Origin of the sequence: Bradyrhizobium cenepequi (assembly GCF_020329485.1) — a bacterium.
GTDB classification, from domain to species: Bacteria; Pseudomonadota; Alphaproteobacteria; order Rhizobiales; family Xanthobacteraceae; genus Bradyrhizobium; species Bradyrhizobium cenepequi.
This window is the reverse complement of the sequence record NZ_JAGKJI010000036.1, coordinates 50,286-70,703: the sequence shown is the minus strand read 5'-3', so window position 1 is coordinate 70,703 and position 20,418 is coordinate 50,286. Positions and strand designations below refer to the sequence as shown.

Genomic DNA, 20,418 nt, shown 5'->3' with positions numbered 1-20,418 from the left:
ATTTGCGATTCTGAAGGCATCGAAGAGCTTGCGGTTAAACCACGCGACCGTCGCCCGCCAACTCACAGCTCTGGAGCGCAGCGTGAACGCCCGACTCGTCGAGCGCCACACGTCGGGCTGCACGTTAACGCCGGCGGGCGAGGCGTTGCTTGTCGCGGCGGAGCGCGCCGAGAGCGAATTCCTGAAAGTCGGCTCCGACATCGCCGGAGCGACTGAGACGATAGCTGGAACGGTGCGGGTGGGGGCACCGGATGGGCTCGGCAGTTACTTTTTGGCGGACCGCTTGGGTGCATTGGCGGCCGGGCACCCTGCGCTCGTCATTCAACTCGTTCCCCTTCCGAGAACGTTCTCCCTGTCCAGGCGCGAAGCCGATGTCGCAATCACGCTCGACCGGCCCAAGCAGGGACGGCTGATCCTATCGAAGCTGACCGATTACACGCTAAGCGTCTACGCGGCAGAAAATTATCTGGCGCGCGAAGGCAAGATAAGGACCCAGGAGGATCTCGCCGGCCGACTGTTCGTCACCCACGTCGAAGACTTCGTTTACAGCCGGGCGCTGGGCTACGCGTCCGCCTTGGGACGGCTGATGTCGCGCCGATATGAATGCGGAAGTGTCGTCGCGCAGATGGAGGCCGTCCGGAACGGGCACGGGGTCGGGATACTTCACGACTACGTCGCCCGACGCTATCCCGAACTGAAGCGCCAGCTTCCCGACGTGCGTTTTATTCGCAGCTACTGGCTCACGTCGCATCCCGACACTCACGGGACACGGCGGGTCGTCGAGGTTCATCGGTTCATCGCGGAATCCGTCAAGTCGGCGAAACCTACCTTTGTGGCGAAGTGACCTGACCGCTCCGGTCGTGAGGCTCTGGCCCAATCGGGACGTCCAGTCAGCATGGCGCGCTGCGCTGCGGCTTCCCAATCGTACTCCTGCGCGATCAGTTCGACCTGCCAATTCCTGTCGCGTTTCGTGAGCACGGCGTACCCGGCGTGAGGAGAGCGGTGTTCGAGTGCCGGGGCCGAAGCGATGTCGGCGAAGACCGGGCATCCGACGCTGCCAGGATTCAAGATAAGATGACGGGCGGGACCGGCTAACGAAGCTCTGTCGGTGGCTGTGACCGCAGAGGACAACGCGGGAGTCCGCGCCGCCCTCCAGGTGCGATTCAAGGACGTGGCGACGGGCAGGCACCGGCTTTCCGTCATCCAGAAACTCTTCCAAAAGGCGGGTGCAATCGTCGTCTGGAGTGCCGTGGCAAGCCAGAATGCCGTCGTCGAATATCAGACGCGAAGGTAATTCGTGGAGAGTCCGTCGCTGCTTCAGCTTTAGAGCGTCGTGGGCGTACCGTCCGGCGGGAGACAATTGATCGCGGGAGAGCTCGACGATCCACTGATCGTGATTGCCGCCGACCGTCGGCAAGGAGAACGACTGAAGCGCCTCGAAAGTCTCCTCGGCCACAGCACGCTCGTTGCGCAGTCGCCTAGATCGATCGTGCGATGAACCCCACGCACATTGATGTCCGTCATCAAGGTCTCGGGAGTGTTAATCGGCGCACAATATTGACCCCGTCTATACGAAGTTGATCAAGCACTTAGGGTGCCGATCGGCGCTTGGACCCCACACCGATTCATAATCTTCTCGCCGGCCGAGGTGTGCGGCTCCGCCGTGGCTCGGAAGGTGCGGCGCCTCGTCACCGCGATCGCGGCTTCCAATTCGATCAGTCCCGTCTGGTGCATTGTCCCAGCCTTCGGCACGGCTTATGCCGGTTTGTCAATCTTATCGGATCGATCTATCCGGCATATCTCCTCTCGCAAAGGAGAGCCGCTCGTGGATCTGAATCGTGTTGGGAGGCGCGCGCTGATGACTGGTTCGTCTTCCGGACTCGGCGAGGCGATCGTAAAATTTCTGGCACAAGAAGGCGCGGCGGCGGTCGTCCACAGCCAGAATGAAGCCCTTGTTTCGCCAGTGGCTGACGCAATCGCCGCAACGGGCGCCAAAGTCGACCGGGCGTTCGGCGACCTGTCTACGGACGAAGGCGCGGATGCCGTCTGCGCGCGGGCGTTGGCGGATGGCGCGATCGACATTTTGCTCAACAACGCAGAGGGTGTGAAGGCGGCGCTCGACGGTGTCGACATCCTCGTCGACAATGTCGGCAATCCCACGCATGAGGTGCATTCCCCGTGGTTCGACGCGCCGCTCCATGAATGGGTTGCGGACTATCATCAGAACACGCTGGCCTCTGTTCGCCTGATTCACGCCTTCGTCCCTGCGATGAAGGAGTGCGGCTGCCCATCCGATCAACACCAGACATCTGACGAGGTCATTAAATGAATCATGTAGGGCACTGCCTTTGCGGAGCGGTTGAACTGCGGGTCACGGGGGCGCCAGAGGCCATGGGGTATTGTCATTGCGCAACCTGCCGGTCATGGTCCACCGGCCCCGTCGTCGCCTTTACCGTCTGGAAGGCGGAAGTCGTGACGATCGCCTCTGGCGCGGAGCACATCCGGAAGTTCGAGAAAACCGAGCGAAGCCAGCGCATGTTCTGCGGGCGCTGCGGCGGGCAACTGATGATCGCCGTTCCGACGCTAGGTCTAGTGAACGTATTCGCCACGACACTTCCGACACTCGCGTTCAAGCCAGCCCTTCATATCAACTACGCCGAAACGATGCTGCCGATCCGGGACGGCCTGCCGAAATTGAAGGATTTTCCGGCCGAGTTCGGTGGGTCGGGAGAGTTGTTGCCGGAGTAGGGTGGATCGTTCGCCCACCGCGATGCATAAGTCGCACGCGCTGGTGACTTCGGTAAAGCGGTGATGACCCGTCCCGATACTTGGCACGACGGTTCAAAATTACAACGCGTTGGGTAATCCGATGCGGAGTACTGATGCGGGCTGGGCTATCACCAATTTAACTTACGATCGCGCTGGATCGCTGAACGGCAGACCAAGCAGTGTCCTGCAAAACGCACGCGTACATTAACTTCGTAAATCGTGAGATGGATCACGATGCTCAGCTGGCCAAGCGCCCGTAAAGGGTAGCCACGGAGCAATACGCCGGAATTAACGCTCCTATGGAGCAATCGAGCATGTACATTGTTGGTGCGCAGGGAAGTCATGAGCGAGGTGAAGTTGTGGGGGAGGTAGAGGGTCTATTTGAGCCGCAAGATCAGGAGAAATTAGGGAAATGACAGGACTCGATGGGCTTCAACAGGTCCGACACGACGGTGGCTCGCCGACGATCGTTGGCGGAAAACTGCAGGGTGAGAGCGGCCTTGCTGCTTCCAGGGTACGGTGATTGCTAAAGCCCAAGCTTCGTGCCGAGTTTGCTCTGGGTGAGCCGCCCGTCAGCCCCAAGCCCGAGAGTATCCCTATCGGCGAGGTCCGACGCAGGCAGGGCACTGGCAGATCGCCGATGGTATTCTGCGCATCAGCCATTCCTTCGAATTTCAGTTCGGCCGCTTTTGCGGCTCCAACAAACTCCAGCAAAAATCCAGATACCGACCACATAAGTCTTCTTATCGATGTAAAATATTCAGTGCGCACGTGATCGACGATTCCAATGCGGCGATAGAATTCCAGCATCCGTGAATTGGAGCGGTCCATGTTGGCTAGGGCGGCCTCATCGGATTGCGCTCCACGATCAGGCACCGAACGCCCCGGCCGTCCAAATCAATCGCAAGGGTGAGTCCAGCGGGCGCTGCGCCGACGACAACAAAATCATAGTGCCCAGTATCTCTGCTCTTCATGTGTCCCCGTTTCAGTTGCCGCGCTCCGGGCTTGAGCCGCACCGGACCGCACAGATGCTGTGTGACCGGCTGCAGGTACGTCGCGATCGTGTGAGAGGGCTGTGCGGAGCGCGCTCCATCGCATCAGGCCGGCCGCGCCTGCCGCGCATAGCGCCGGGACGACGCAGCAGAGAAAAATGCGATCGACAGCAAGCCCGCTCGCAAGCAATGCGCCAATCAGGAGCGGCCCGGTCACTTGGCCCAATCGGCCGAGGGCCATCGTCCATCCGAGGCCCGTTGCTCGTATCATGCTGGGATAGATCAGCACCGCGACGCTCAGCAGTCCGGCGCTGGCGGCGCCCACGAAAAAACCCGATAATGCTGCGAACAGCCCAAGAAGTGTCACCGCTCCAGTGACCTGACCAAGCGGCCATACCGCAAGACTGCCTGCTACGAATAGGATCGGCAGCGCGACGTAAGCAGTGAAGCGATCGATAAGACGCCCGCCGACCGCGGTCCCGGCGACGCTACCCAGATTGACCATTCCGACGATCATTGCTGCCGCCGTTGCATCCACGCCGGCCTTCCGCAGCAGTGCGGGTGTCCAGAGCACAAGCACAATGAGGAGCGCGAAGCACATGAACGACGCTGTCCACAGCAACAGGGTCGCTGTCGCGCGCCCGCCGGAGAGCAAGTGCCGGAACGAGACTCCGCTATGACGTTCCTCGGTGTCCACGTAGACGACCTCGCCCGGTGCCGATTCGAGGCCGATCCGGTCGAGGGCCTCTTTGACTCTTTGTTGGCCGTCCGGTCGCCGCAACAGGAACTGCAGTGATTCCGGCAGCGCCCCGGCGACGGCGACCGACAATATCAGAGGAGTGATTCCGCCGATGTAGAAGAGAACTGGCCAACCGAACAGCGGAAGCAAATGTGCACTGGCCACCGCACCCGTAACGCCACCGAGCGGGAACGCAGCCCAGAGCACGCCAGTCAACAGGCCTTGGGTGCGTGGAGGAACATACTCCGAGGAGAGGGCCAGCAAGTTGGGGATGGCGCCGCCGAGGCCTAGTCCCGCGCAGAAGCGAATAACCAGCAACGAAGGAAAGCTCGACGCGCTTGGCGTCAGCAGCGAGAATATCGAGAACATGACGACTGCAGCGACGAGCATCCAACGTCGCCCAAAGCAATCGGCCGCCGGTCCGAGCACGAGCGCTCCCAGCATCGCTCCCAACAAACCCGCGGAGAAGACCTGCCCAAAGGCCGTAATCGGAATGGCAAGCGAAGAGGAAATCGCTACCGCGGCAAAGCCGATCGCCTGAGTGTCGAAGCCGTCCATCAGGACGATCAGAAAGCACACGCCAACGATGCGGATCAGGTAGGCAGGTGGCATTCGATCGATAGCCGATGCCAGCGTGATACGGCGTTGTTCCATGATAGATCTCCGCCCCAGTGTCCTTCAGAGGTGAAGTCGCAGCGGCCAGGAGGCGGGGCTTCGGGCGACCCACGAGTGAGCCGTGAACGTGCTTTCCTAGCGCGCGCTAACTTGCCCCAGACGAAACAACTTCGCCGCATTGGTGCGCCCGATTTTGAGGCGATCCGCTTCACTGATGTCCGCGGCATCAAACCAATTGGCCGCGTCGCTGACATTTTCGAATGGCCAGTCGGTCGAGAACATGATGCGATCGGCGCCGATCTCCAGGATTGCGTTGAGCAAGGCCTGGGTGCGGAAATTGCCAGATGTGGTGAGATGAAAGTTGGTGCGAAAATATTCGGAGATAGGCTTCTTTGCCGCATGACCTGGGCGGCCCTTTCCGATCCAGCTGCAGCGGTTGTCAACGCGCCACATGCTGAAGGGCAGTCCCTCGCCTAAATGCCCCAGAATGATCGCGAGGCGCGGATAGCTGTCGAAGAGGCCGCTGCCCATCAGTCGTAGCGCATGGACTGCAGTCTCCTGTCCGAACGCCCAGGTCGGCCCGAGCAGCCAGTCGTGTCCTTCATAGATCTTGGCCTGGCTGGGTAGCGGATTGCGCGGGTGCAAGTAAAACGGCGCGTCGAGTCTCTCTACCACCGCCCAGAACGGCCAATAGTGCGGCAGGTCATAGTAGACCATGGTCTCTGCGTCTCCAACCTGCGAGAAGCCGTTCACTAGGCCGCCTTTGAACCCAAGCTCATTGATGCAGCGCGTGAGCTCGGTGGCGGCCAGCTCTGGATCCTGCATTGGCAACGCGGCGAGCGCCTGAAAGCGAGTGGGACGCCGGCCGACTTGCTCCGCCAGAAAATCATTTGCCCGACGCGCTATGTCGTAGGCGAGCGCACTATCTGGGATGGCCTGGATCGCTGGGGCATTGAGCGACAGAATCATCATCTCGACGCCGTGGCGATCCATCTGGCACAGGCGGTTGTCGTGGATGTCGATCAGCCGGCCACGCAACTCCGGCCAGACGCTCTCAGCAAAGAACCCCCGAGAGTCGGCGACCGTATCTTCCGTTGCGAAGTGTTCCTCAAGCGCGATCTTACCCTTCATGACTGCCTCTCTTTCCTCTTTCGCTGCGCTCACCGGAGCAACTCAGTGGCGGCTTGTCGCATGTGACTAGGATTTGTCCGTTCAACGGCGTGCCCACAGATCGAACAAGCGGGGAGTGTGGCCAATATCGGCGCAGAAAACGGTCTCGAGCGGCGGTTCCCAACCGAGCGCGCTGAGCAGTGCGAGCGTCGGCGCGCCACGACTGGGCGCGTCGACCACGAGATCTGCTTCGACAGCGGCAGCTCGCCTTGCACTGCTCTCGTTCCTGACCGACGGCCGGCGGTCGGCACGATTTCTATCCTGTGGTGTTGCGATGGCAGCGTGACGTTAGCGATTTTGGCGACATGATGCCGCCGCGCGTGCTCGATCAGCGGCCGTGAGGCACAGAGGATCGCCTCGCCACAATTGCGTTGCTGTAGAGCACCGCTCGCCCTTCGTTCGTAGCGAATACCTCGGAAACCGTTGACGGAAATGGCGCCGCCATTCGCGAGATTCCTGTGGAATCTAGGAAATATCTCCCCGCACGCCTGCAGTCCGCCGGCGAACAGAAGATGCGGATACCAACCCTGAGGAGCGCCTGCGCGCGAAATAGCTAAGGGCGAAAGCGAGTCGCGCTCAAGAACGAGGATTTCCTTAAGATAGGAAGAAACCGCTCCAGCGGCAGACAATCCGCCAATGCCCGCTTCGATCATGACGGCCCCCGGCCCGAAATGGCGATACATGTTGGCTCCTCACGATTCCCTTCACCACCATCTGCTCGCGGCAGCACTACGAGAGTGTTTCGGATCGAAGGATCTTGGTTTCAAGTGCAATGGAGCGGCTTAGATGCGCGAGCTTATGCTCACCGCAGATGAAATCTCCTCAAGCCGATAGAGCGCGGTTTTCCCAGGAGGTCGACGACAGCATGGTTGAGCCCCACTAGTGGAGGCGTTTCTGTCGGATCTGGAGTCCGAACTCGAAGCCGGCTGATGTTGCCGCCTCTTGCCGGCCATGCTTTTGTTGTCCGCTGGCCACTTGGCTGGGAATCAAAGGTCGATGAGCCTCATTCCTTGTTCTAGAAAACAACATGAGTTCTGATATCGCCGAAATTGCAAGCTTTGGCACACAGAATTCCCAGATGTACTCGAGCGGTCACCAAATTGAGCGCATACGAGCGCGCGCATCGATCGGGAAGCGGTCACCCGAGGCATATGTTACCGATTAGCATTCCGGCGTCGAAAGCCGGCTGCGCTCGGCACCGAGGCCTCTTGCCCGGGCTCAATCGAGACGCGGTAGCTGACTCGGTCAACGTCAGGCGCAGTACTCGATTTGCGAGACGATTCAGCTCGGCTACATCGAGCAAGGCATCCACGACCATCTGTTCTTTGCGTGACATTTGATGAGCACCTTGCCGGAGCAAGAACGTTCTATCATTCGCGCTGTTAACAGCTCAATCTATCAGGCGACCGCAACTTCACCGCGTTCAATTGCGAGCCGCTAGTCTGCCGAATTTGTTGTCGATCGGCCGCAATCAGCACGTACACGAGAATCTCTCATGCCGAACTTTACTCGAGGCAACGTTTCACTCTACTACGAAGATCAAGGCCGCGGTGCGCCCGCTCCCATGCTATTTGTCCACGGCTGGTGCTGTGATCATACGAGTTTCCAACAGGCATACTTTTCCCGCGTCAGACGGACAATAGCCGTAGATCTCCGGGGGCACGGCGGTAGCGATGCGCCGATTCAAAACTATGATACCGAAGAGTTCGTTGACGACTTGATTCACCTGTGCCGAGAGTTGGCTCCTACTAAGCATATTGTTGTGGGTCATAGCATGGGCGGGACGGTTGCCTTGCAGTTTGCGGCTCGATGTCCTGAATATGTGGCGGCAGCAGTATTGATCGACAGCGTCGTGTTTCCGACCGTCAACTTCGTCAAGAGTCTGCGGCCAATCGCACATGCTCTATTTGGGCCAGATTATTTAGCTGCACTCGAAACGTTGCAGCAACTTATGTTCCTCCCAAGTGATGACACAAATGTGAGATCACGGATCTGCGGATTGATGAGCCGTACTCCGCAGCATGTCCTAGCACCGGCCTTCGATAATCACATCTTTCGCTATGATGCGACTGCTGCGGCCGCTTCACTTAGAATACCCGTTGCGTATATCGCTTCGGACAACATCGTCGTAGACCTACATCGCTTCCGAGAGCTCTGTCCGCAACTCAAAACCGGCCAAACGGTAGGAGTCGGACACTTCGCAACTGCACTAGCGCCCACTCAAATCAATTCCATGTTGGAGGAGTTTTGCCGCGCGCAAGTCTCCTCAGTTCCGTAGCTGTTGATGATGTCACAAGGAAAAAGCCGCGCGCGTTTCACATCGTGAGAGGATGTTATGCGACTGGGAGCTCGCCTGCATTGAAGTCTTTTCATAGCTTAATGCGCTCACCGTCGTATCGCAGCCGTAGGTTGACGCAGGCAGCTCACCCTCATTGGACCCGCTCTTACCGGCGCCCGCGTTAAGATTAAGGAGAGGCAGAGATGTACGACCTGATCGAGATCGCCCGAGAACGGCTTCAGGCCGCGCGCGAAGAGGCCTACGCGATGCCTCTGAAGGACTTTCATCCAGGTGCACCCAAGCTGTTCAGCACCGATACGCTGTGGCCGTATTTCGAGCGCATGCGGAAAGAGGAGCCTGTACACTACTGCACCAATGCACCCATCGAACCGTACTGGTCGGTCACCAAGTACAACGACATCGTGCACGTCGAGACCAACCACAGCATCTTTTCGTCGGACCTGAGCCTTGGCGGCGTCATGATTCGCGACAACCCACTCGAACTGCCCAGTTTCATCACCATGGATGAGCCGCGACATTCGGCGCAGCGCAAGGCAGTGGCGCCAATGTTCACGCCGGCTCATCTCAGCGAACTGGCAGGTCTTATCCGGGAGCGCGCCGGTAACGTACTCGATGCCCTGCCCAAGAACGAGACGTTCGACTTTGTCGATCGGGTATCGATCGAGCTGACAACGCAGATGCTGGCGACGCTGTTCGACTTCCCGTGGGAAGAGAGACGGAAACTCACACGCTGGTCCAATCTCCTGACAGCCTTGCCGAAAAGCATGATCTTCGAATCCGAAGAGCAGCGCCAGGCGGAGTTAAAGGAATGCGGTACTTATTTCACCCGACTTTGGAACGAGCGCGTCAACGCTGAGATTCGTAACGATTTGTTGTCGATGATGGCGCACCACGATGCAACGCGACACATGGACCATGCCAATCTACTCGGCAACATCTTTCTATTGATCCTCGGCGGTAATGATACCACCCGCAACACGATGACCGGGTCCGTCGTCGCCTTCCACCAATACCCGGATCAGTATCGCAAGCTGCAGACCCAGCCCGAATTGATCGACAGTATGGTTCCCGAAGTGATCCGGTGGCAATCGCCTGCCGCCCACATGCGGCGAACCGCGCTCCAGGACACCGAAATCGGAGGTAAGCGGATCAAGAAGGGCGATCGCGTGGTGATGTGGTATGTCTCAGGCAACCGGGACGAGGAAGTCATCGACAATCCCGACAGTTTTATCATCGATCGCACGCAGCCTAGAAAACACCTGTCGTTCGGGTTCGGCATTCACCGCTGCGTCGGCTTGCGGCTTGCGGAACTTCAGCTCCAGATTGTCTGGGAGGAAATTCTGAAACGCTTCGACCGCATCGAAGTCGTTGGTGAACCAAAGCGTGCTTATTCGAGCTTCATTAGGGGCTATGAGGCGCTTCCGGTGCGGCTCAGAGTGCGTCCGTGAGAACAAACGTCTTCTAGATTTGTTCCCCGCATAGATCAGACGGAAAATCATCGCTTGTTCGGAGGTTCGAAGCCAGCTCTGCTGGAAACATGGCATACGAAGAGGGCGTCGTTCCGCTCCCCATTCCGACGCCCACGCGAAAAAGCAGTATTGTGAAGCTGGTCGACTTGCGGTGGGAAGACTGGTTTGCTGGTCTCCGGATTCTTAATCGACCTCATCGGCAGTCTCGAAGCCCTTTCGGAGGACAAGTATCCAGGGTGCGAGCGAGCACGGTGCGCGGTCATCACAAACTCGATCCTCGAACTTGCTCTCCAAGAGCGGATTGCATGCTGAATGCATGATCGTCTCGCCACGCCGCGGCCGATCACCTGCGATCTTCATCGCCTCAGAACGAAGCGGTCCCTCGCCCTCCGATCTGGAGACAATAGTGCCGGGGCTGGAATCGCTGGCACCGCCGGGACAAGTTTATGGTGGTCGAAAACGAGTTCGATCCGCGCAGAAGCTACAACGCAGACCCTCTCGGCGCCAATGCGCGAGCGTGCCGGCTCTGCCTTACCAAACGTCGCGATCTGCTCCAGCGTCCGATCGACTTCCGCGGGGTCGCGGCGACTGCTTCAACCTGCGAACTGCGGCTTCAGCCAGACCATGGACCGGACGACCACGGCCGCGCCTTCCTGTGCCTACGAATTTCACGGTCGCCTCGTCAGGCTCGAGAACGAACTCGTCACCAGAGTGCGTTTCCGAACAAGGCTAACATCCATGAGCCATTGTGCCTTTCTCATTTTTGGGTCGGAAGTAGGCCGGGTAGATTGATCCAGTTAGATCGACAAATCAGCATGAGCCATGCTGAAAGCCGGGACAACGTGCCAGACGGGACCGATCGAACTGGAAGCCGCGATGTCGGTGGCGACGCACCGCAACTTTCGCGCCACGGCCGAGGAGCTGGCCATGTCGCGAACCGCAGTCAACAGCCCACGTCGCGGGCTTGAGGCGCGGATCGTCGCGCTGCTCTTTCAAAGAACGACCCGCAGCGCGACGCTTAGCTTGCAGGCGAGATGCTCATCAATCGCGGGTAGCATTTGTGGCCGACATCGCAGAAGCCGCCCCGCAGGGGCACGCCTGCCAGCCGAGCGGCGCGCTGCGCATCAATAGGTCGGACGGCCGGCCACGAAATCCTCTCGCCGCTTATTCTATCTCCGCCTCAATTCGACGATGAAGATCGACCTAGTCACCGATAGCCGCCTCGGTGATATCGTGCTGGAAGAATTCGATTCCGGGACACGGCTGGTGGACTCCGTTCCTGGCGACATTGTCGCCGTGCCGTTCGGTTTTTCGTTTGATTTCTCTGTGGTTGGTTCACCGGACTATCTTGCGCGACATCCTGAACCGGCGCCCCCATGATCGTATGCACCACCCCTGTACCCGAGCAAAATGACCCGCCCGCGGTATCTGTCGTTGGGAGTTCGAACGGGAGGGAAAAACTGAATGTGCCGGCGCGCAGATTCTGGACGAGTAGCTCGCACCAAAAGCGGCCGTGTCTCGTCTCGGCTTGGCATTCTTGTCCGACGCCATGAACGCATGAAGCGGCGGCCGCCGGACAGTTGCGCTATGTACTCAGCGACTAGCGAACAAAGATCACGCCTTTGACTCTACTGCGCAGTCACCAGGGCAGCGGACCATCCTCGTTGAAGAATCCGCCGCTTGGGCCATCATCGGCGATGGTCGCGAACTCGACCACGACACGCGCGCCTTGCTCTACAGTCCGGGTCCCAGCGTGGCCGTTGAGGTCGGTGGCTATATGACCGGGCGTGACGCTGTTGATTCTGAAATGTTGATGCGCTTCGCTGCGCTGGAATGCGTTGGCGTAATGTTGGGTCATCATCAGTAGCGCAGTCTTCGACGAAGCATAAGCGACGATGGTGTCCGACTGACCGAACAGCGTCGAGGGGTCGTCGGTGAGAGTCAACGACGCGCTGGTGCTGGCGATATTGACGATCCGCGGCGCCGCCGAGCGCGCCAGCAGCGGCATCATGTGCTCGATCATGCGGACAACGCCGAAGACGTTCGTCTCGTATGTCTCGCGCATGTTGTCTACGGTGGTCTCGAGGGTGGGTATCCTGCGCAGGATGCCGGCGTTGTTGATCAGGACATCGAGATGTCCGCGCGTTCGTCCTATATGCGCCGCGGCGGCGGCCACACTCTCGTCGCTCGTCACGTCGACGGCGACCCGCTCGACGTCGATTCCCTCCGCGCGCAGTTCCGCCGCAGCGGCCTCGCCGCGATCCGCGTCGCGGCTGCCGAGCAGGGTCACCAGGCCGCGCTGGCCCAACTGTCGCACGACTTCCTTGCCGAGGCCCTTGTTGGCTCCGGTCACGAGCACGACGGCGCTCACGTCAGCACCACCTGCGGCTCAAGAAAGGTTTCGAGGCCGAAGACGCCGAACTCCCGCCCGATGCCCGACTGCTTGCAGCCGCCAAATGGGGCGAGCGGTTCGTGTGCTGCGCCATTGATCGTCACGCGGCCTGACTCGAGTCGGGCGGCCACGCGCCAGGTGCGTTCCGGATCGCCGCCCAGGACAAAATTCTGTAGCCCATAGTCGGCGTCGTTGGCGATCCTGACTGCATCCTCGTCGTTATCATAGGAAATGACGCAAAGGACCGGCCCGAAGATCTCCTCGCGCGCGATCCGCGTTGCATTGTCCACGTCCGCGAAGAGCGTCGGGCGGACGAACCAGCCGCGGTCGAGGCCGGCCGGACGGACTTCGCCGCCCGCGATAATGGTGGCGCCCTCCTGCGTGCCCAGCCGGATATAGGACTGCACGCGTTCCCACTGCTTGCGGCTGACCATCGGTCCGATCCGCGACGCCGGGTCGCTCGCGGGACCCACCGGCCAATCCGCCAGGCCGGCGACGAGCCGGTCCCGCACCTCGGGCATCAGGCGGGCCGGCACTAGGACGCGGGTGCCGGCGATGCACGCCTGCCCGCTGTTGATGAACCCGCTCGCAAGCACCTGCGCCACGGCAGCCTCCAGATCGGCATCGTCGAGGATGATCTGCGCGCCCTTGCCGCCAAGTTCGAGCGTGACGCGCTTCATCGTCTCGGCAGCGGACTGTAGGATGGCGCGGCCGGTGACGGTGGAGCCGGTGAAGCTGATCTTGGCGATGTCGGGATGGGCGGTCAGCGCGGCACCGGCAACCGCGCCGGAGCCATTGACGATGTTCAGCACGCCAGCGGGCAGTCCGGCCTTGTGCAGCGCTTCCGTCAGCACCTGCGTCTGCAGCGCGCTCATCTCGGACGGCTTGATGACAATCGACGTGCCGGCGGCGATGGCGGTGGCGAGCTTACCGCAGATGAAGCCGTAGTTGCTATTCCATGGCGTGATCGCGGCAGCGACTCCGATCGGCCGCATCTCGACCTCGGCGCTTCCGATGCGGCGCTGCCAGGCAAAGCTTTCCAGCGTCGCCGCCATGTCGAGGAACACCGATCCGGCGCGACGAGCACTAAAATCGACGAACGAGGACGGCGCACCATATTCCTCCCGCATCGTTTCCGCCATGCGGTCTCCGTTCACGCTGACGGCGACGGACAGGCGCCGCAGCATCTCGGCGCGCTCTGCAGGCGGTGTGCCCGATATACGTGTGAAGGCGCGCTTGGCCGCCGCGACCGCGGCGTTCACGTCATTGACGTTCGACAGACGGACGGTGCCGATCTGCTCCTCGGTTGCCGGGTTGAACAGAGGCGCTTCCTCGCCGTCTGAGACTGGCTGGAAGGCTCCGTCGACATAGTTTTGCGTGATCTGTCGCATGCGTAGTTCCTCGGGGGATGATGGCTTGCATCTGGGCCGATGATCCCGATCTGAGAAGATGGACAATTTGGAACAGACTGATGAGAAAGATCGCGCAATGAGGGCCAGCTTGGCCGAACTTGAGGCGGTCGCCGCCGTGGCTAGGCATGGCGGCTTCCGTGCGGCCGCGCGGGAGCTGGGCGCGTCGTCCTCTGCGCTGAGCCATGCCGTCGCGGCCCTCGAGGAACGGCTGGCGGCTCGGTTATTCAACCGGACGACGCGTAGCGTATCGCTCACCGCCGCCGGCGAACTGTTCGTGACGGAGATCGTACCGGCGCTCCGATCGATCGAGCGCGCGATGGACGAGGTCGGCGCCCACGCGAACGAGCCATCGGGCAGGTTGCTTATCAATACATCGCCGGGTGCCGCGCACATGATGCTGCATCCGATCATCCTCGAATATGCCCGGCGATATCCGAGGGTGACAGTCGAGGTGGTTACCGAGAGCGCGCTGGTGGACATCACGGGGGCGGGCTTCGATGCCGGCGCACGACTGGCCGATGCGATCCCACCGGACATGATCGCCGTGCCCATCTTCCCGCGGCTGCGGATGATCGTAGTCGGGGCGCCGTCCTACCTGACGGGCCGCCCGTTACCCTCCGTGCCCGCCGACCTGCTCGAACATATCTGCGTCGGCATGCGGCTCGCGAGCGGCCGGCTCTATCGCTGGGAATTCGAACGGCGCGGGGAGACGATGCGCATCGATGTGCGCAGCAACCTAATCCTCGATTCGACCGACCTCATCCTTTCGGCCGCACTCGAGGGCGCCGGCCTGGCCCATATCGAGGAGGGACGCGCGAGGCCGCACATCGCAGCGGGGCGGTTGGTTCAGCTGCTGGACGAGTGGACGCCGCCCTTTCCCGGCCTGTCGCTCTACTTCGCCGGGCGGCGGCATATTCCGCGGAAGCTGCAAGCGCTCGTCGATCTGATCCGGGAGCGTGCATCACCCGGCGGCCGTAGCTCGGGCGCCACGAATCACTTCCACGAAAGCCTGTAGCGCCTTCGCCGGATGTCGGCTGCGCGGATAATAGAGGCTCAGAGGAGCCGGCGATGCCTTCCAGTCCTCAAGCACGGGAATGAGATCGCCCGCCACAATGGCGTCCCGTGCGAACGCATTGGCGATGCAAGCGAGGCCGAGCCCGGCCCGTGCCGCCTTCAGTATCAGGGACTGGTCATCCAGAATGATGTTGCCGGGCACATCTAGGTCGAATTTCTCGGCTCCGCCGCCAATTTCCCAGCGATAGATGCCGCCTGAAACCCAGCGCGCGCGGATGCAGCAATGATTCATGAGTTCGGCCGGCGTGGTTGGGGCCGGATGCCGTGCTAGATAGTCGGGCGAGCCGACCACGGTGAAATCCAATGAATATCCCAAACGTATGGCAACCATGTCGGCTGGCACCGAGTCGTGAACACGGATCCCGGCATCGAAGCCCTTGAGAACGATATCGACGAGGCGTGTTTCCGTGACGAGATCGACGGTCATCGCCGGATATCGGCGAAGGAATTCGGCGATCAACGGAAGAAGGATCTCGTGGGCAGCACTGATGGAACTGTTGATGCGAAGCGTGCCGCTCGGCTCTTGGGCCTTGCCCTGCGCTTCCTCAATCGCCTGGCGGATCTCCGTCACCGAAGCCGAGACCCGGCTGATGAACGTTTCGCCCGTCGCCGTCAAAGCCACGCTTCTGGTCGTTCGGTTGAAAAGCTGCACGCCGATCCGGGCCTCGAGAGCGCGGATGGTGCTGCTCAGCGACGTGGGGGAAGTACCCAATTCGAGAGCCGCTGCGCGAAAGTTTCGGTGCTTTGCGACAGCGACCGCAGCCTCATACTCCGTCAGTCCGGTTCGGCTCATTATCCCGATTTCTCACATTACACATGCTATTTTGTGCGGCTTATTGAGTCAATCTACCGCTCCTATGTTTTCCGGGAAAGGGAGCAACTCAGATGGACCTGAATCTCGGAAGCAAGCGCGCACTCGTGACCGGTTCGTCGTCCGGGCTTGGGGAAGCGATCGTCAAGCTTCTTGCATCGCAAGGCGCGGCCGTGGTTGTGCACGGGCGCGACGAAGAGCGACGCGTCACGTCAATCTGTGAAACGATCCGCGCAGGTGGCGGCGAGGCCACCCCGGCGATCGGCGATTTGTCAAGCGATGCGGGGGCGGATGCCGTCTGCGAACAGGCGCTGGCATTGGGGCCGATCGATATCCTCGTCAACAATGCAGGCTACTACGGCAGCCGCTCATGGATGGAGACGCCGGAGAGTGAATGGCTCGCAGCCTACAACATCAATGTCGTTTCCGGCGTCCGCATGATCAAACGTCTCGTTCCGGCAATGCGGGAGCGCGGATGGGGGCGCGTGATCCAGATAGGCGGCGGTCTCGCGCAGCAACCCATGGCGCTTCAACCCGAATACAATGCCACGCTCGCCGCCCGCCACAACCTGGCCGTATCACTGGCGCGGGACCTCAAGAATAGCGGCGTCACCTCGAACATCGTTTCCCCGGGGTGCATCCGCGTCGAGTCCGTCGAGAAGGTGCTGATCGCTGCGTCGGAGCGTTATGGCTGGGGGACCAGTTGGGACGACATTGAGCGTGGCGCATGCCGCGACATGCTGCCAAACGACATAGGACGGCTCGGTCACCCGGAGGAAATCGCTGGCGCGGTTGCATATCTGGCGAGCCCGTTCGCCGACTATGTCAGCGGTGCGATGATCCGGGTCGATGGCGGCCTGAACCGCTCCATTCCCTGAAGATCGAACGAGGAAGCAGATATGGACATGCGGTTGCGAGGCAAGCGCGCCCTAATCACCGGGAGCACGTCGGGCATTGGTGCTGCATGTGCCGAGGTCCTGGCGTCGGAAGGCGTTGCCGTCGCCATTAACGGACGTAATCGCGATCGTGCGGAGAAGGTCCTCGACAATGTCCGCGACAACGGAGGGACAGCGTTAATCGCCCTGGGCGACGTGACCTCTGAGGACGAGGCACGCTCGGTCATCGAGACGGTCGCAGCGGCTTTCGGGGAGATCGACATTCTCGTCAACAACGTCGGCAATCCGACCGGAGAGTCGCACGATTCCTGGTTCGATGCCCCGGTCGACGAGTGGATGAAGGACTATCATCAGAACACAATAGCCGCCGTGCGCCTGATCCAGGCATTCGTTCCCGGGATGCGGAAGCAAGGGTGGGGGCGGGTCATTCAGATTTCGTCGCGCAACGCGATCTCGCCGCACACGCTCTTCCCGACCTATGGGGCCGCAAAAGCCGCATTGAACAACCTCACTTTAAGCCTCTCAAAGGAACTGGCGGGGTCGGGCGTCACCTCCAACGGCATCATGCCTGGCCTGATCTATACGCCGCAGCTCGATAGCTGGTTCCTTGAGACCGCGCGGCGGCATCTCGGATCAGACGATGTTGTGGCGGGCAAACATTACGTGCTCAAGAATATCATCAGGCAGACGGTGAACCGCCTCGGCCAACCGGCCGACATCGCGGCGGCCGTCTGCTTCCTGGCCAGCCCGCTCAGCGACTTCATGACGGGAACGACTTTTCGGATCGACGGCGGGTCGACGCAGACGGTATGACCGACGAACAACGTCCGATAGAACCGTTTTCCAGCCGCCTTTTCGAGTCGGCGATGCTGGGCGGCTTGGCGCTTCCGAACCGGATCATCATGGCGCCGATGTCGCGCCATCGGGCGAATCTCGATGGCACGCCGACCGGGAGAATGGCCGACTATTATCGGCAACGAGCGTCGGCAGGACTCATCGTTACGGAGGGAACATTCCCTTCGTGGATGGGACGCGGTTATCTCTTCACCCCGGGCTTGTGCGCTCAAGGCCATGTCGTGGGATGGCGACGCGTGACCGAGGCAGTCCACGATGCCGGAGGCCGAATCTTCTGCCAGCTCATGCATTGTGGACGCCTAAGCGATCCGCTCCTGCTGCCCGATAATGCGGATCCGGTGGCACCGTCCGCGGTGAAGCCGGACCCAAGCGGTATTTACGCCATCTGTCCCCGCGTCGCCCTTCCCTATCCGCGGCCGCGCGTGCTGTCCACGCAGGAGGTCTATGCGGTCATCGCGGAATATGCATCGTCCGCAGCGCTGGCACTCGAGGCGGAATTCGACGGAATCGAGATTCACGGCGGCAATGGATATCTTCCGATGCAGTTTTTCGCTACGAATGTGAACCAGCGGAACGATGCGTTCGGCGGAAGTGTCGCCAACCGCTGTCGCTTCATGCTGGAGCTTGTCGATGCTGTATCGGCAATCTGCGGTCCCGACCGGGTCGGTGTGCGCATCCATCCCGGCCAGTCCTTCGCGGACGTGTCTGACGATGACCCGCAGGCGACATATTCATATCTGACACCGCGTCTCTCAGAACGAGGGATTGCCTACCTCCATTTGTCGCAGCGAGATGTTGGGTGGGACGTGATCCGAACGTTGCGCGCCCAATTTGACGGGCCGATCATTGGTGGTGGGGCGCTTACTCGGCAAGCGGCGAGTCTTGCTATCGAAAGTGGGCGGTTCGATCTTGCCGCTTTCGGTCGAGCGTTCCTAGCAAATCCGGATCTCGTCGAGAGGTTTCGGAATGGCTGGTCGATCAATCGACCTGATCCGGGGACTTATTATTCGCAAGGATTGCAGGGGTATATTGATTATCCGCCATTTTTTCAGATCGGTATGGCGGATCAAGTCAATCCTGATGAAGCGCTAATATGAGCGTGGATTCACGACGTGAACGGCCAATCATGGAACTACGCCTTCGCTCGGCAAGGAGCTGCACGATCTGACTTGATGGCGAGCCAGAAGAAAAAGATTCTGACGGGCGAACGTTACCGCGCCCCGATGATTCTGAGTTGGTGGCCACATATGCGCGGTCGCAGTCGATATTGGCCAAGTTCAGCGCCGCGTGGACGATGTCTCCGACCTGACCTCCTATCTCTGGCGCGCCTTGGCGAGGGCGCGATCGTGAAACCCACGCGCCGCTGCGATTATGGCTTCAACCTTACGATCGGTGCGCGAACCTTCGCGAATTACGATTGCGTCATTCCGAAGCAGCGCAACTTCGTTAAGGTGACTGCGGACGACTATCTCTACGTCGATCCCCAAGAGTTCAGGCGGCCTTTGCAGCCGGCATCTCAGAGAGGCGGACTTTCTGGCTCTGTCCAGGTATTCGCGGCCAAGGCGGCGTTTGTGGCCGAGGAGCTGGCGCACATCGGAGAGCTCCTCGTCGGCATTCAGATCTCATTTTGCCCCCACTAAACTAGCCATTCCTTACGAACGTAACTTAGACGCTTAGACGTGCAATTCGATTGTAATACGGGTGAGCTACGCAAGTTGCGACGATCGATCCGCTGACCTGACGTGCACCAACATGAGAACCGAGAATGCCAATGACCCGTCGCGACTGTCTGTCCGCGAGCAGCCTCGCTCTTGGCGGTCTCATAATGTCCACAACGCGCGGCGGTGCTGTGGACGGTATAGACCACCCTCCCGTGAGATTATCGCTCAACGAGAATCCTTTTGGTCCTTCACAGTCCGCGCTCGTGGCAATTCGAAATCAGTTTGGAGAGTTCTGCCGCTATGTCGATGAAACCGCCGACATGCTCACTCCGGCGATCGTCACGCGCGAGAATATTTCGGCAGATCATATCGTGCTTGGTGAGATCCTTGAGTCTCTTGGAATTTACCTGGCGAAGAATGGTCCAAGCGGAGGAGAGTTCATCTATTCGGAACCCGGCTACACCGCACTGGTCGATGCCGTGGCCCGTTGCGGGGGTATAGTCACTGGCGTGCCCCTAAACCAAAATCTAGAGAATGATCTCAACGCCATTGCTAATAGAGTAGATCGTCGAACGCAAGCAGTTTACTTGATCAATCCGCACAGTCCGACCGGCACGGTAAGTGATACCGCAGCGTTCAGGAATTTTGTTCGGGAGATATCGAAGCGTACTACCGTCATCGTTGACGAAGCGTATTTGGAGTTTGAGCCGGACTTTGCCGAACGAACGGTGGTCGACCTGACGCGCGCTGGAGAGAATGTGGTGGTGTTCAGGACCTTTGGCAAAATCTACAGTTTAGCCGGTCTTTCCGTCGGCTATGCGGTAGCACCACGGGACCTCGCAGGCGCGTTGAAGCGTGCCAAGATTGGCACCCCGGACGTGCTTACTCGGCCCGCTCTGGCAGCTGCGGCCGCCAGTTTGGAGGATGAACACTACATCGAAGCGGTTCGTAAGCGCGTAGTCATCGAACGCGGCAAGTGGAACGAACTATTTCAATCGATGAATCTTCGGCATTCCGACTCGCGAGGAAATTTTGTCTTCTTCGAGAGCGGCAAGCCGCTCCAAGAGCTATCGGCAGCGCTTCGCGCAAGAGGCATCGATATCGGGCCAGCCTTTCCACCCTTGGATCGTTGGGCGCGCATTTCCATCGGCCTTCCCAATGAAAATGCGATGGCGAGACGCGCCATCGCAGAGTTGTTACAATAGATCACAACCACACGAACCGGCGTCGGCGCACCAGTTTCGTACCAGCCGCGTAAAGCTCC

Annotated in this window: 19 protein-coding genes; 13 read left to right on the top strand and 6 right to left on the bottom strand. The window is 60.1% G+C overall.

The annotated features are described in order from the left end of the window. Positions 1 to 7 precede the first annotated feature (7 nt). The 3 genes from J6497_RS29145 to J6497_RS29135 all read left to right on the top strand — a co-directional run bounded on the left by J6497_RS29145 (position 8) and on the right by J6497_RS29135 (position 2,748). A complete protein-coding gene (locus J6497_RS29145; RefSeq protein ID WP_376708288.1) occupies positions 8 to 844 on the top strand; it encodes a LysR family transcriptional regulator in 837 nt (278 codons plus the stop codon). Between the two features lie 981 nt (positions 845 to 1,825). Further along, positions 1,826 to 2,329, top strand: a complete 504-nt coding sequence (locus tag J6497_RS29140; RefSeq protein ID WP_225707704.1) for an SDR family NAD(P)-dependent oxidoreductase — start codon at positions 1,826 to 1,828, stop codon at positions 2,327 to 2,329. Further along, positions 2,326 to 2,748 (top strand): GFA family protein, encoded by a 423-nt coding sequence (locus J6497_RS29135; RefSeq protein ID WP_225707703.1) that lies wholly within the window; start codon positions 2,326 to 2,328, stop codon positions 2,746 to 2,748. The genes J6497_RS29140 and J6497_RS29135 overlap by 4 nt, the downstream gene beginning before the upstream one ends. Before the next feature lie 857 nt (positions 2,749 to 3,605). Here the strand turns inward: J6497_RS29135 and J6497_RS42115 are convergent. The 3 genes from J6497_RS42115 to J6497_RS29115 all read right to left on the bottom strand — a co-directional run bounded on the left by J6497_RS42115 (position 3,606) and on the right by J6497_RS29115 (position 6,246). Continuing rightward, the gene (locus J6497_RS42115; protein ID WP_225707701.1) at positions 3,606 to 3,743 is read right to left on the bottom strand and encodes an FAD-dependent monooxygenase; all 138 of its coding nucleotides are present in this window, start codon (positions 3,741 to 3,743) and stop codon (positions 3,606 to 3,608) included. Continuing rightward, the gene (locus tag J6497_RS29120) at positions 3,715 to 5,112 is read right to left on the bottom strand and encodes an MFS transporter (RefSeq protein ID WP_283845258.1); all 1,398 of its coding nucleotides are present in this window, start codon (positions 5,110 to 5,112) and stop codon (positions 3,715 to 3,717) included. Before J6497_RS29120 ends, J6497_RS42115 begins: the two co-directional genes overlap by 29 nt. A gap of 138 nt (positions 5,113 to 5,250) precedes the next feature. Beyond that, positions 5,251 to 6,246 (bottom strand): amidohydrolase family protein, encoded by a 996-nt coding sequence (locus J6497_RS29115; RefSeq protein ID WP_225707699.1) that lies wholly within the window; start codon positions 6,244 to 6,246, stop codon positions 5,251 to 5,253. A gap of 1,534 nt (positions 6,247 to 7,780) precedes the next feature. Here J6497_RS29115 and J6497_RS29110 point away from each other — a divergent pair. The 4 genes from J6497_RS29110 (at position 7,781) to J6497_RS29100 (ending at position 11,433) form a co-directional block, all read left to right on the top strand. Continuing rightward, positions 7,781 to 8,563 carry an alpha/beta fold hydrolase gene (locus J6497_RS29110; protein ID WP_225707698.1) on the top strand — a complete coding sequence of 261 codons (783 nt, stop codon included), beginning with the start codon at positions 7,781 to 7,783 and terminating at the stop codon, positions 8,561 to 8,563. 203 nt (positions 8,564 to 8,766) lie between these two features. Further along, positions 8,767 to 10,032, top strand: coding sequence for a cytochrome P450 (locus J6497_RS29105; RefSeq protein WP_225707697.1), 1,266 nt, complete (start codon positions 8,767 to 8,769; stop codon positions 10,030 to 10,032). 843 nt (positions 10,033 to 10,875) lie between these two features. Then, on the top strand, positions 10,876 to 11,184 hold the full coding sequence (locus J6497_RS42110) for a helix-turn-helix domain-containing protein (RefSeq protein WP_376708287.1): 309 nt from the start codon (positions 10,876 to 10,878) through the stop codon (positions 11,182 to 11,184). Positions 11,185 to 11,244: 60 nt separating this feature from the next. After that, entirely contained in the window at positions 11,245 to 11,433 is a 189-nt protein-coding gene (locus J6497_RS29100; protein WP_225707696.1) for a type 2 periplasmic-binding domain-containing protein, read from the top strand. 259 nt (positions 11,434 to 11,692) lie between these two features. On the opposite strand, the gene J6497_RS29095 is transcribed toward J6497_RS29100, so the two are convergent. Further along, positions 11,693 to 12,424, bottom strand: a complete 732-nt coding sequence (locus tag J6497_RS29095) for an SDR family NAD(P)-dependent oxidoreductase (RefSeq protein ID WP_225707695.1) — start codon at positions 12,422 to 12,424, stop codon at positions 11,693 to 11,695. Beyond that, a complete protein-coding gene (locus J6497_RS29090) occupies positions 12,421 to 13,836 on the bottom strand; it encodes an aldehyde dehydrogenase family protein (protein WP_225707694.1) in 1,416 nt (471 codons plus the stop codon). The genes J6497_RS29095 and J6497_RS29090 overlap by 4 nt, the downstream gene beginning before the upstream one ends. A 97-nt stretch (positions 13,837 to 13,933) precedes the next feature. Between J6497_RS29090 and J6497_RS29085 the strand changes: the two genes are divergently transcribed. Beyond that, positions 13,934 to 14,872, top strand: coding sequence for a LysR family transcriptional regulator (locus J6497_RS29085; protein WP_225707693.1), 939 nt, complete (start codon positions 13,934 to 13,936; stop codon positions 14,870 to 14,872). Here J6497_RS29085 and J6497_RS29080 read toward each other — a convergent pair. Continuing rightward, positions 14,819 to 15,724: a LysR family transcriptional regulator gene (locus J6497_RS29080; RefSeq protein WP_225707692.1), complete on the bottom strand. Its 906-nt coding sequence runs from the start codon at positions 15,722 to 15,724 to the stop codon at positions 14,819 to 14,821. The genes J6497_RS29085 and J6497_RS29080 overlap by 54 nt on opposite strands. Positions 15,725 to 15,816: 92 nt before the next feature. Here J6497_RS29080 and J6497_RS29075 point away from each other — a divergent pair, with 92 nt between their 5' ends. The 5 genes from J6497_RS29075 (at position 15,817) to J6497_RS29055 (ending at position 20,359) form a co-directional block, all read left to right on the top strand. Continuing rightward, positions 15,817 to 16,620, top strand: a complete 804-nt coding sequence (locus J6497_RS29075; protein ID WP_225707691.1) for an SDR family NAD(P)-dependent oxidoreductase — start codon at positions 15,817 to 15,819, stop codon at positions 16,618 to 16,620. A gap of 21 nt (positions 16,621 to 16,641) precedes the next feature. Then, entirely contained in the window at positions 16,642 to 17,451 is an 810-nt protein-coding gene (locus J6497_RS29070) for an SDR family NAD(P)-dependent oxidoreductase (RefSeq protein WP_225707690.1), read from the top strand. Next, positions 17,448 to 18,590 (top strand): alkene reductase, encoded by a 1,143-nt coding sequence (locus tag J6497_RS29065; protein WP_225707689.1) that lies wholly within the window; start codon positions 17,448 to 17,450, stop codon positions 18,588 to 18,590. Before J6497_RS29070 ends, J6497_RS29065 begins: the two co-directional genes overlap by 4 nt. A gap of 75 nt (positions 18,591 to 18,665) precedes the next feature. Next, positions 18,666 to 19,133: an LbetaH domain-containing protein gene (locus J6497_RS29060; protein WP_225707688.1), complete on the top strand. Its 468-nt coding sequence runs from the start codon at positions 18,666 to 18,668 to the stop codon at positions 19,131 to 19,133. 131 nt (positions 19,134 to 19,264) lie between these two features. Continuing rightward, positions 19,265 to 20,359 carry a pyridoxal phosphate-dependent aminotransferase gene (locus J6497_RS29055; RefSeq protein ID WP_225707687.1) on the top strand — a complete coding sequence of 365 codons (1,095 nt, stop codon included), beginning with the start codon at positions 19,265 to 19,267 and terminating at the stop codon, positions 20,357 to 20,359. Positions 20,360 to 20,418: the final 59 nt, after the last annotated feature.

Bases quoted from the DNA above. Each gene is read 5' to 3' on its own strand.
- J6497_RS29135 (WP_225707703.1), top strand. From the start codon at position 2,326: ATGAATCATGTAGGGCACTGCCTTTGCGGAGCGGTTGAACTGCGGGTC.
- J6497_RS42115 (WP_225707701.1), bottom strand. From the start codon at position 3,743: ATGAAGAGCAGAGATACTGGGCACTATGATTTTGTTGTCGTCGGCGCA.
- J6497_RS29120 (WP_283845258.1), bottom strand. From the start codon at position 5,112: ATGCCACCTGCCTACCTGATCCGCATCGTTGGCGTGTGCTTTCTGATC.
- J6497_RS29115 (WP_225707699.1), bottom strand. From the start codon at position 6,246: ATGAAGGGTAAGATCGCGCTTGAGGAACACTTCGCAACGGAAGATACG.
- J6497_RS29110 (WP_225707698.1), top strand. From the start codon at position 7,781: ATGCCGAACTTTACTCGAGGCAACGTTTCACTCTACTACGAAGATCAA.
- J6497_RS29105 (WP_225707697.1), top strand. From the start codon at position 8,767: ATGTACGACCTGATCGAGATCGCCCGAGAACGGCTTCAGGCCGCGCGC.
- J6497_RS42110 (WP_376708287.1), top strand. From the start codon at position 10,876: ATGCTGAAAGCCGGGACAACGTGCCAGACGGGACCGATCGAACTGGAA.
- J6497_RS29100 (WP_225707696.1), top strand. From the start codon at position 11,245: ATGAAGATCGACCTAGTCACCGATAGCCGCCTCGGTGATATCGTGCTG.
- J6497_RS29090 (WP_225707694.1), bottom strand. From the start codon at position 13,836: ATGCGACAGATCACGCAAAACTATGTCGACGGAGCCTTCCAGCCAGTC.
- J6497_RS29085 (WP_225707693.1), top strand. From the start codon at position 13,934: ATGAGGGCCAGCTTGGCCGAACTTGAGGCGGTCGCCGCCGTGGCTAGG.
- J6497_RS29080 (WP_225707692.1), bottom strand. From the start codon at position 15,724: ATGAGCCGAACCGGACTGACGGAGTATGAGGCTGCGGTCGCTGTCGCA.
- J6497_RS29075 (WP_225707691.1), top strand. From the start codon at position 15,817: ATGGACCTGAATCTCGGAAGCAAGCGCGCACTCGTGACCGGTTCGTCG.
- J6497_RS29070 (WP_225707690.1), top strand. From the start codon at position 16,642: ATGGACATGCGGTTGCGAGGCAAGCGCGCCCTAATCACCGGGAGCACG.
- J6497_RS29065 (WP_225707689.1), top strand. From the start codon at position 17,448: ATGACCGACGAACAACGTCCGATAGAACCGTTTTCCAGCCGCCTTTTC.
- J6497_RS29060 (WP_225707688.1), top strand. From the start codon at position 18,666: ATGGCGAGCCAGAAGAAAAAGATTCTGACGGGCGAACGTTACCGCGCC.
- J6497_RS29055 (WP_225707687.1), top strand. From the start codon at position 19,265: ATGACCCGTCGCGACTGTCTGTCCGCGAGCAGCCTCGCTCTTGGCGGT.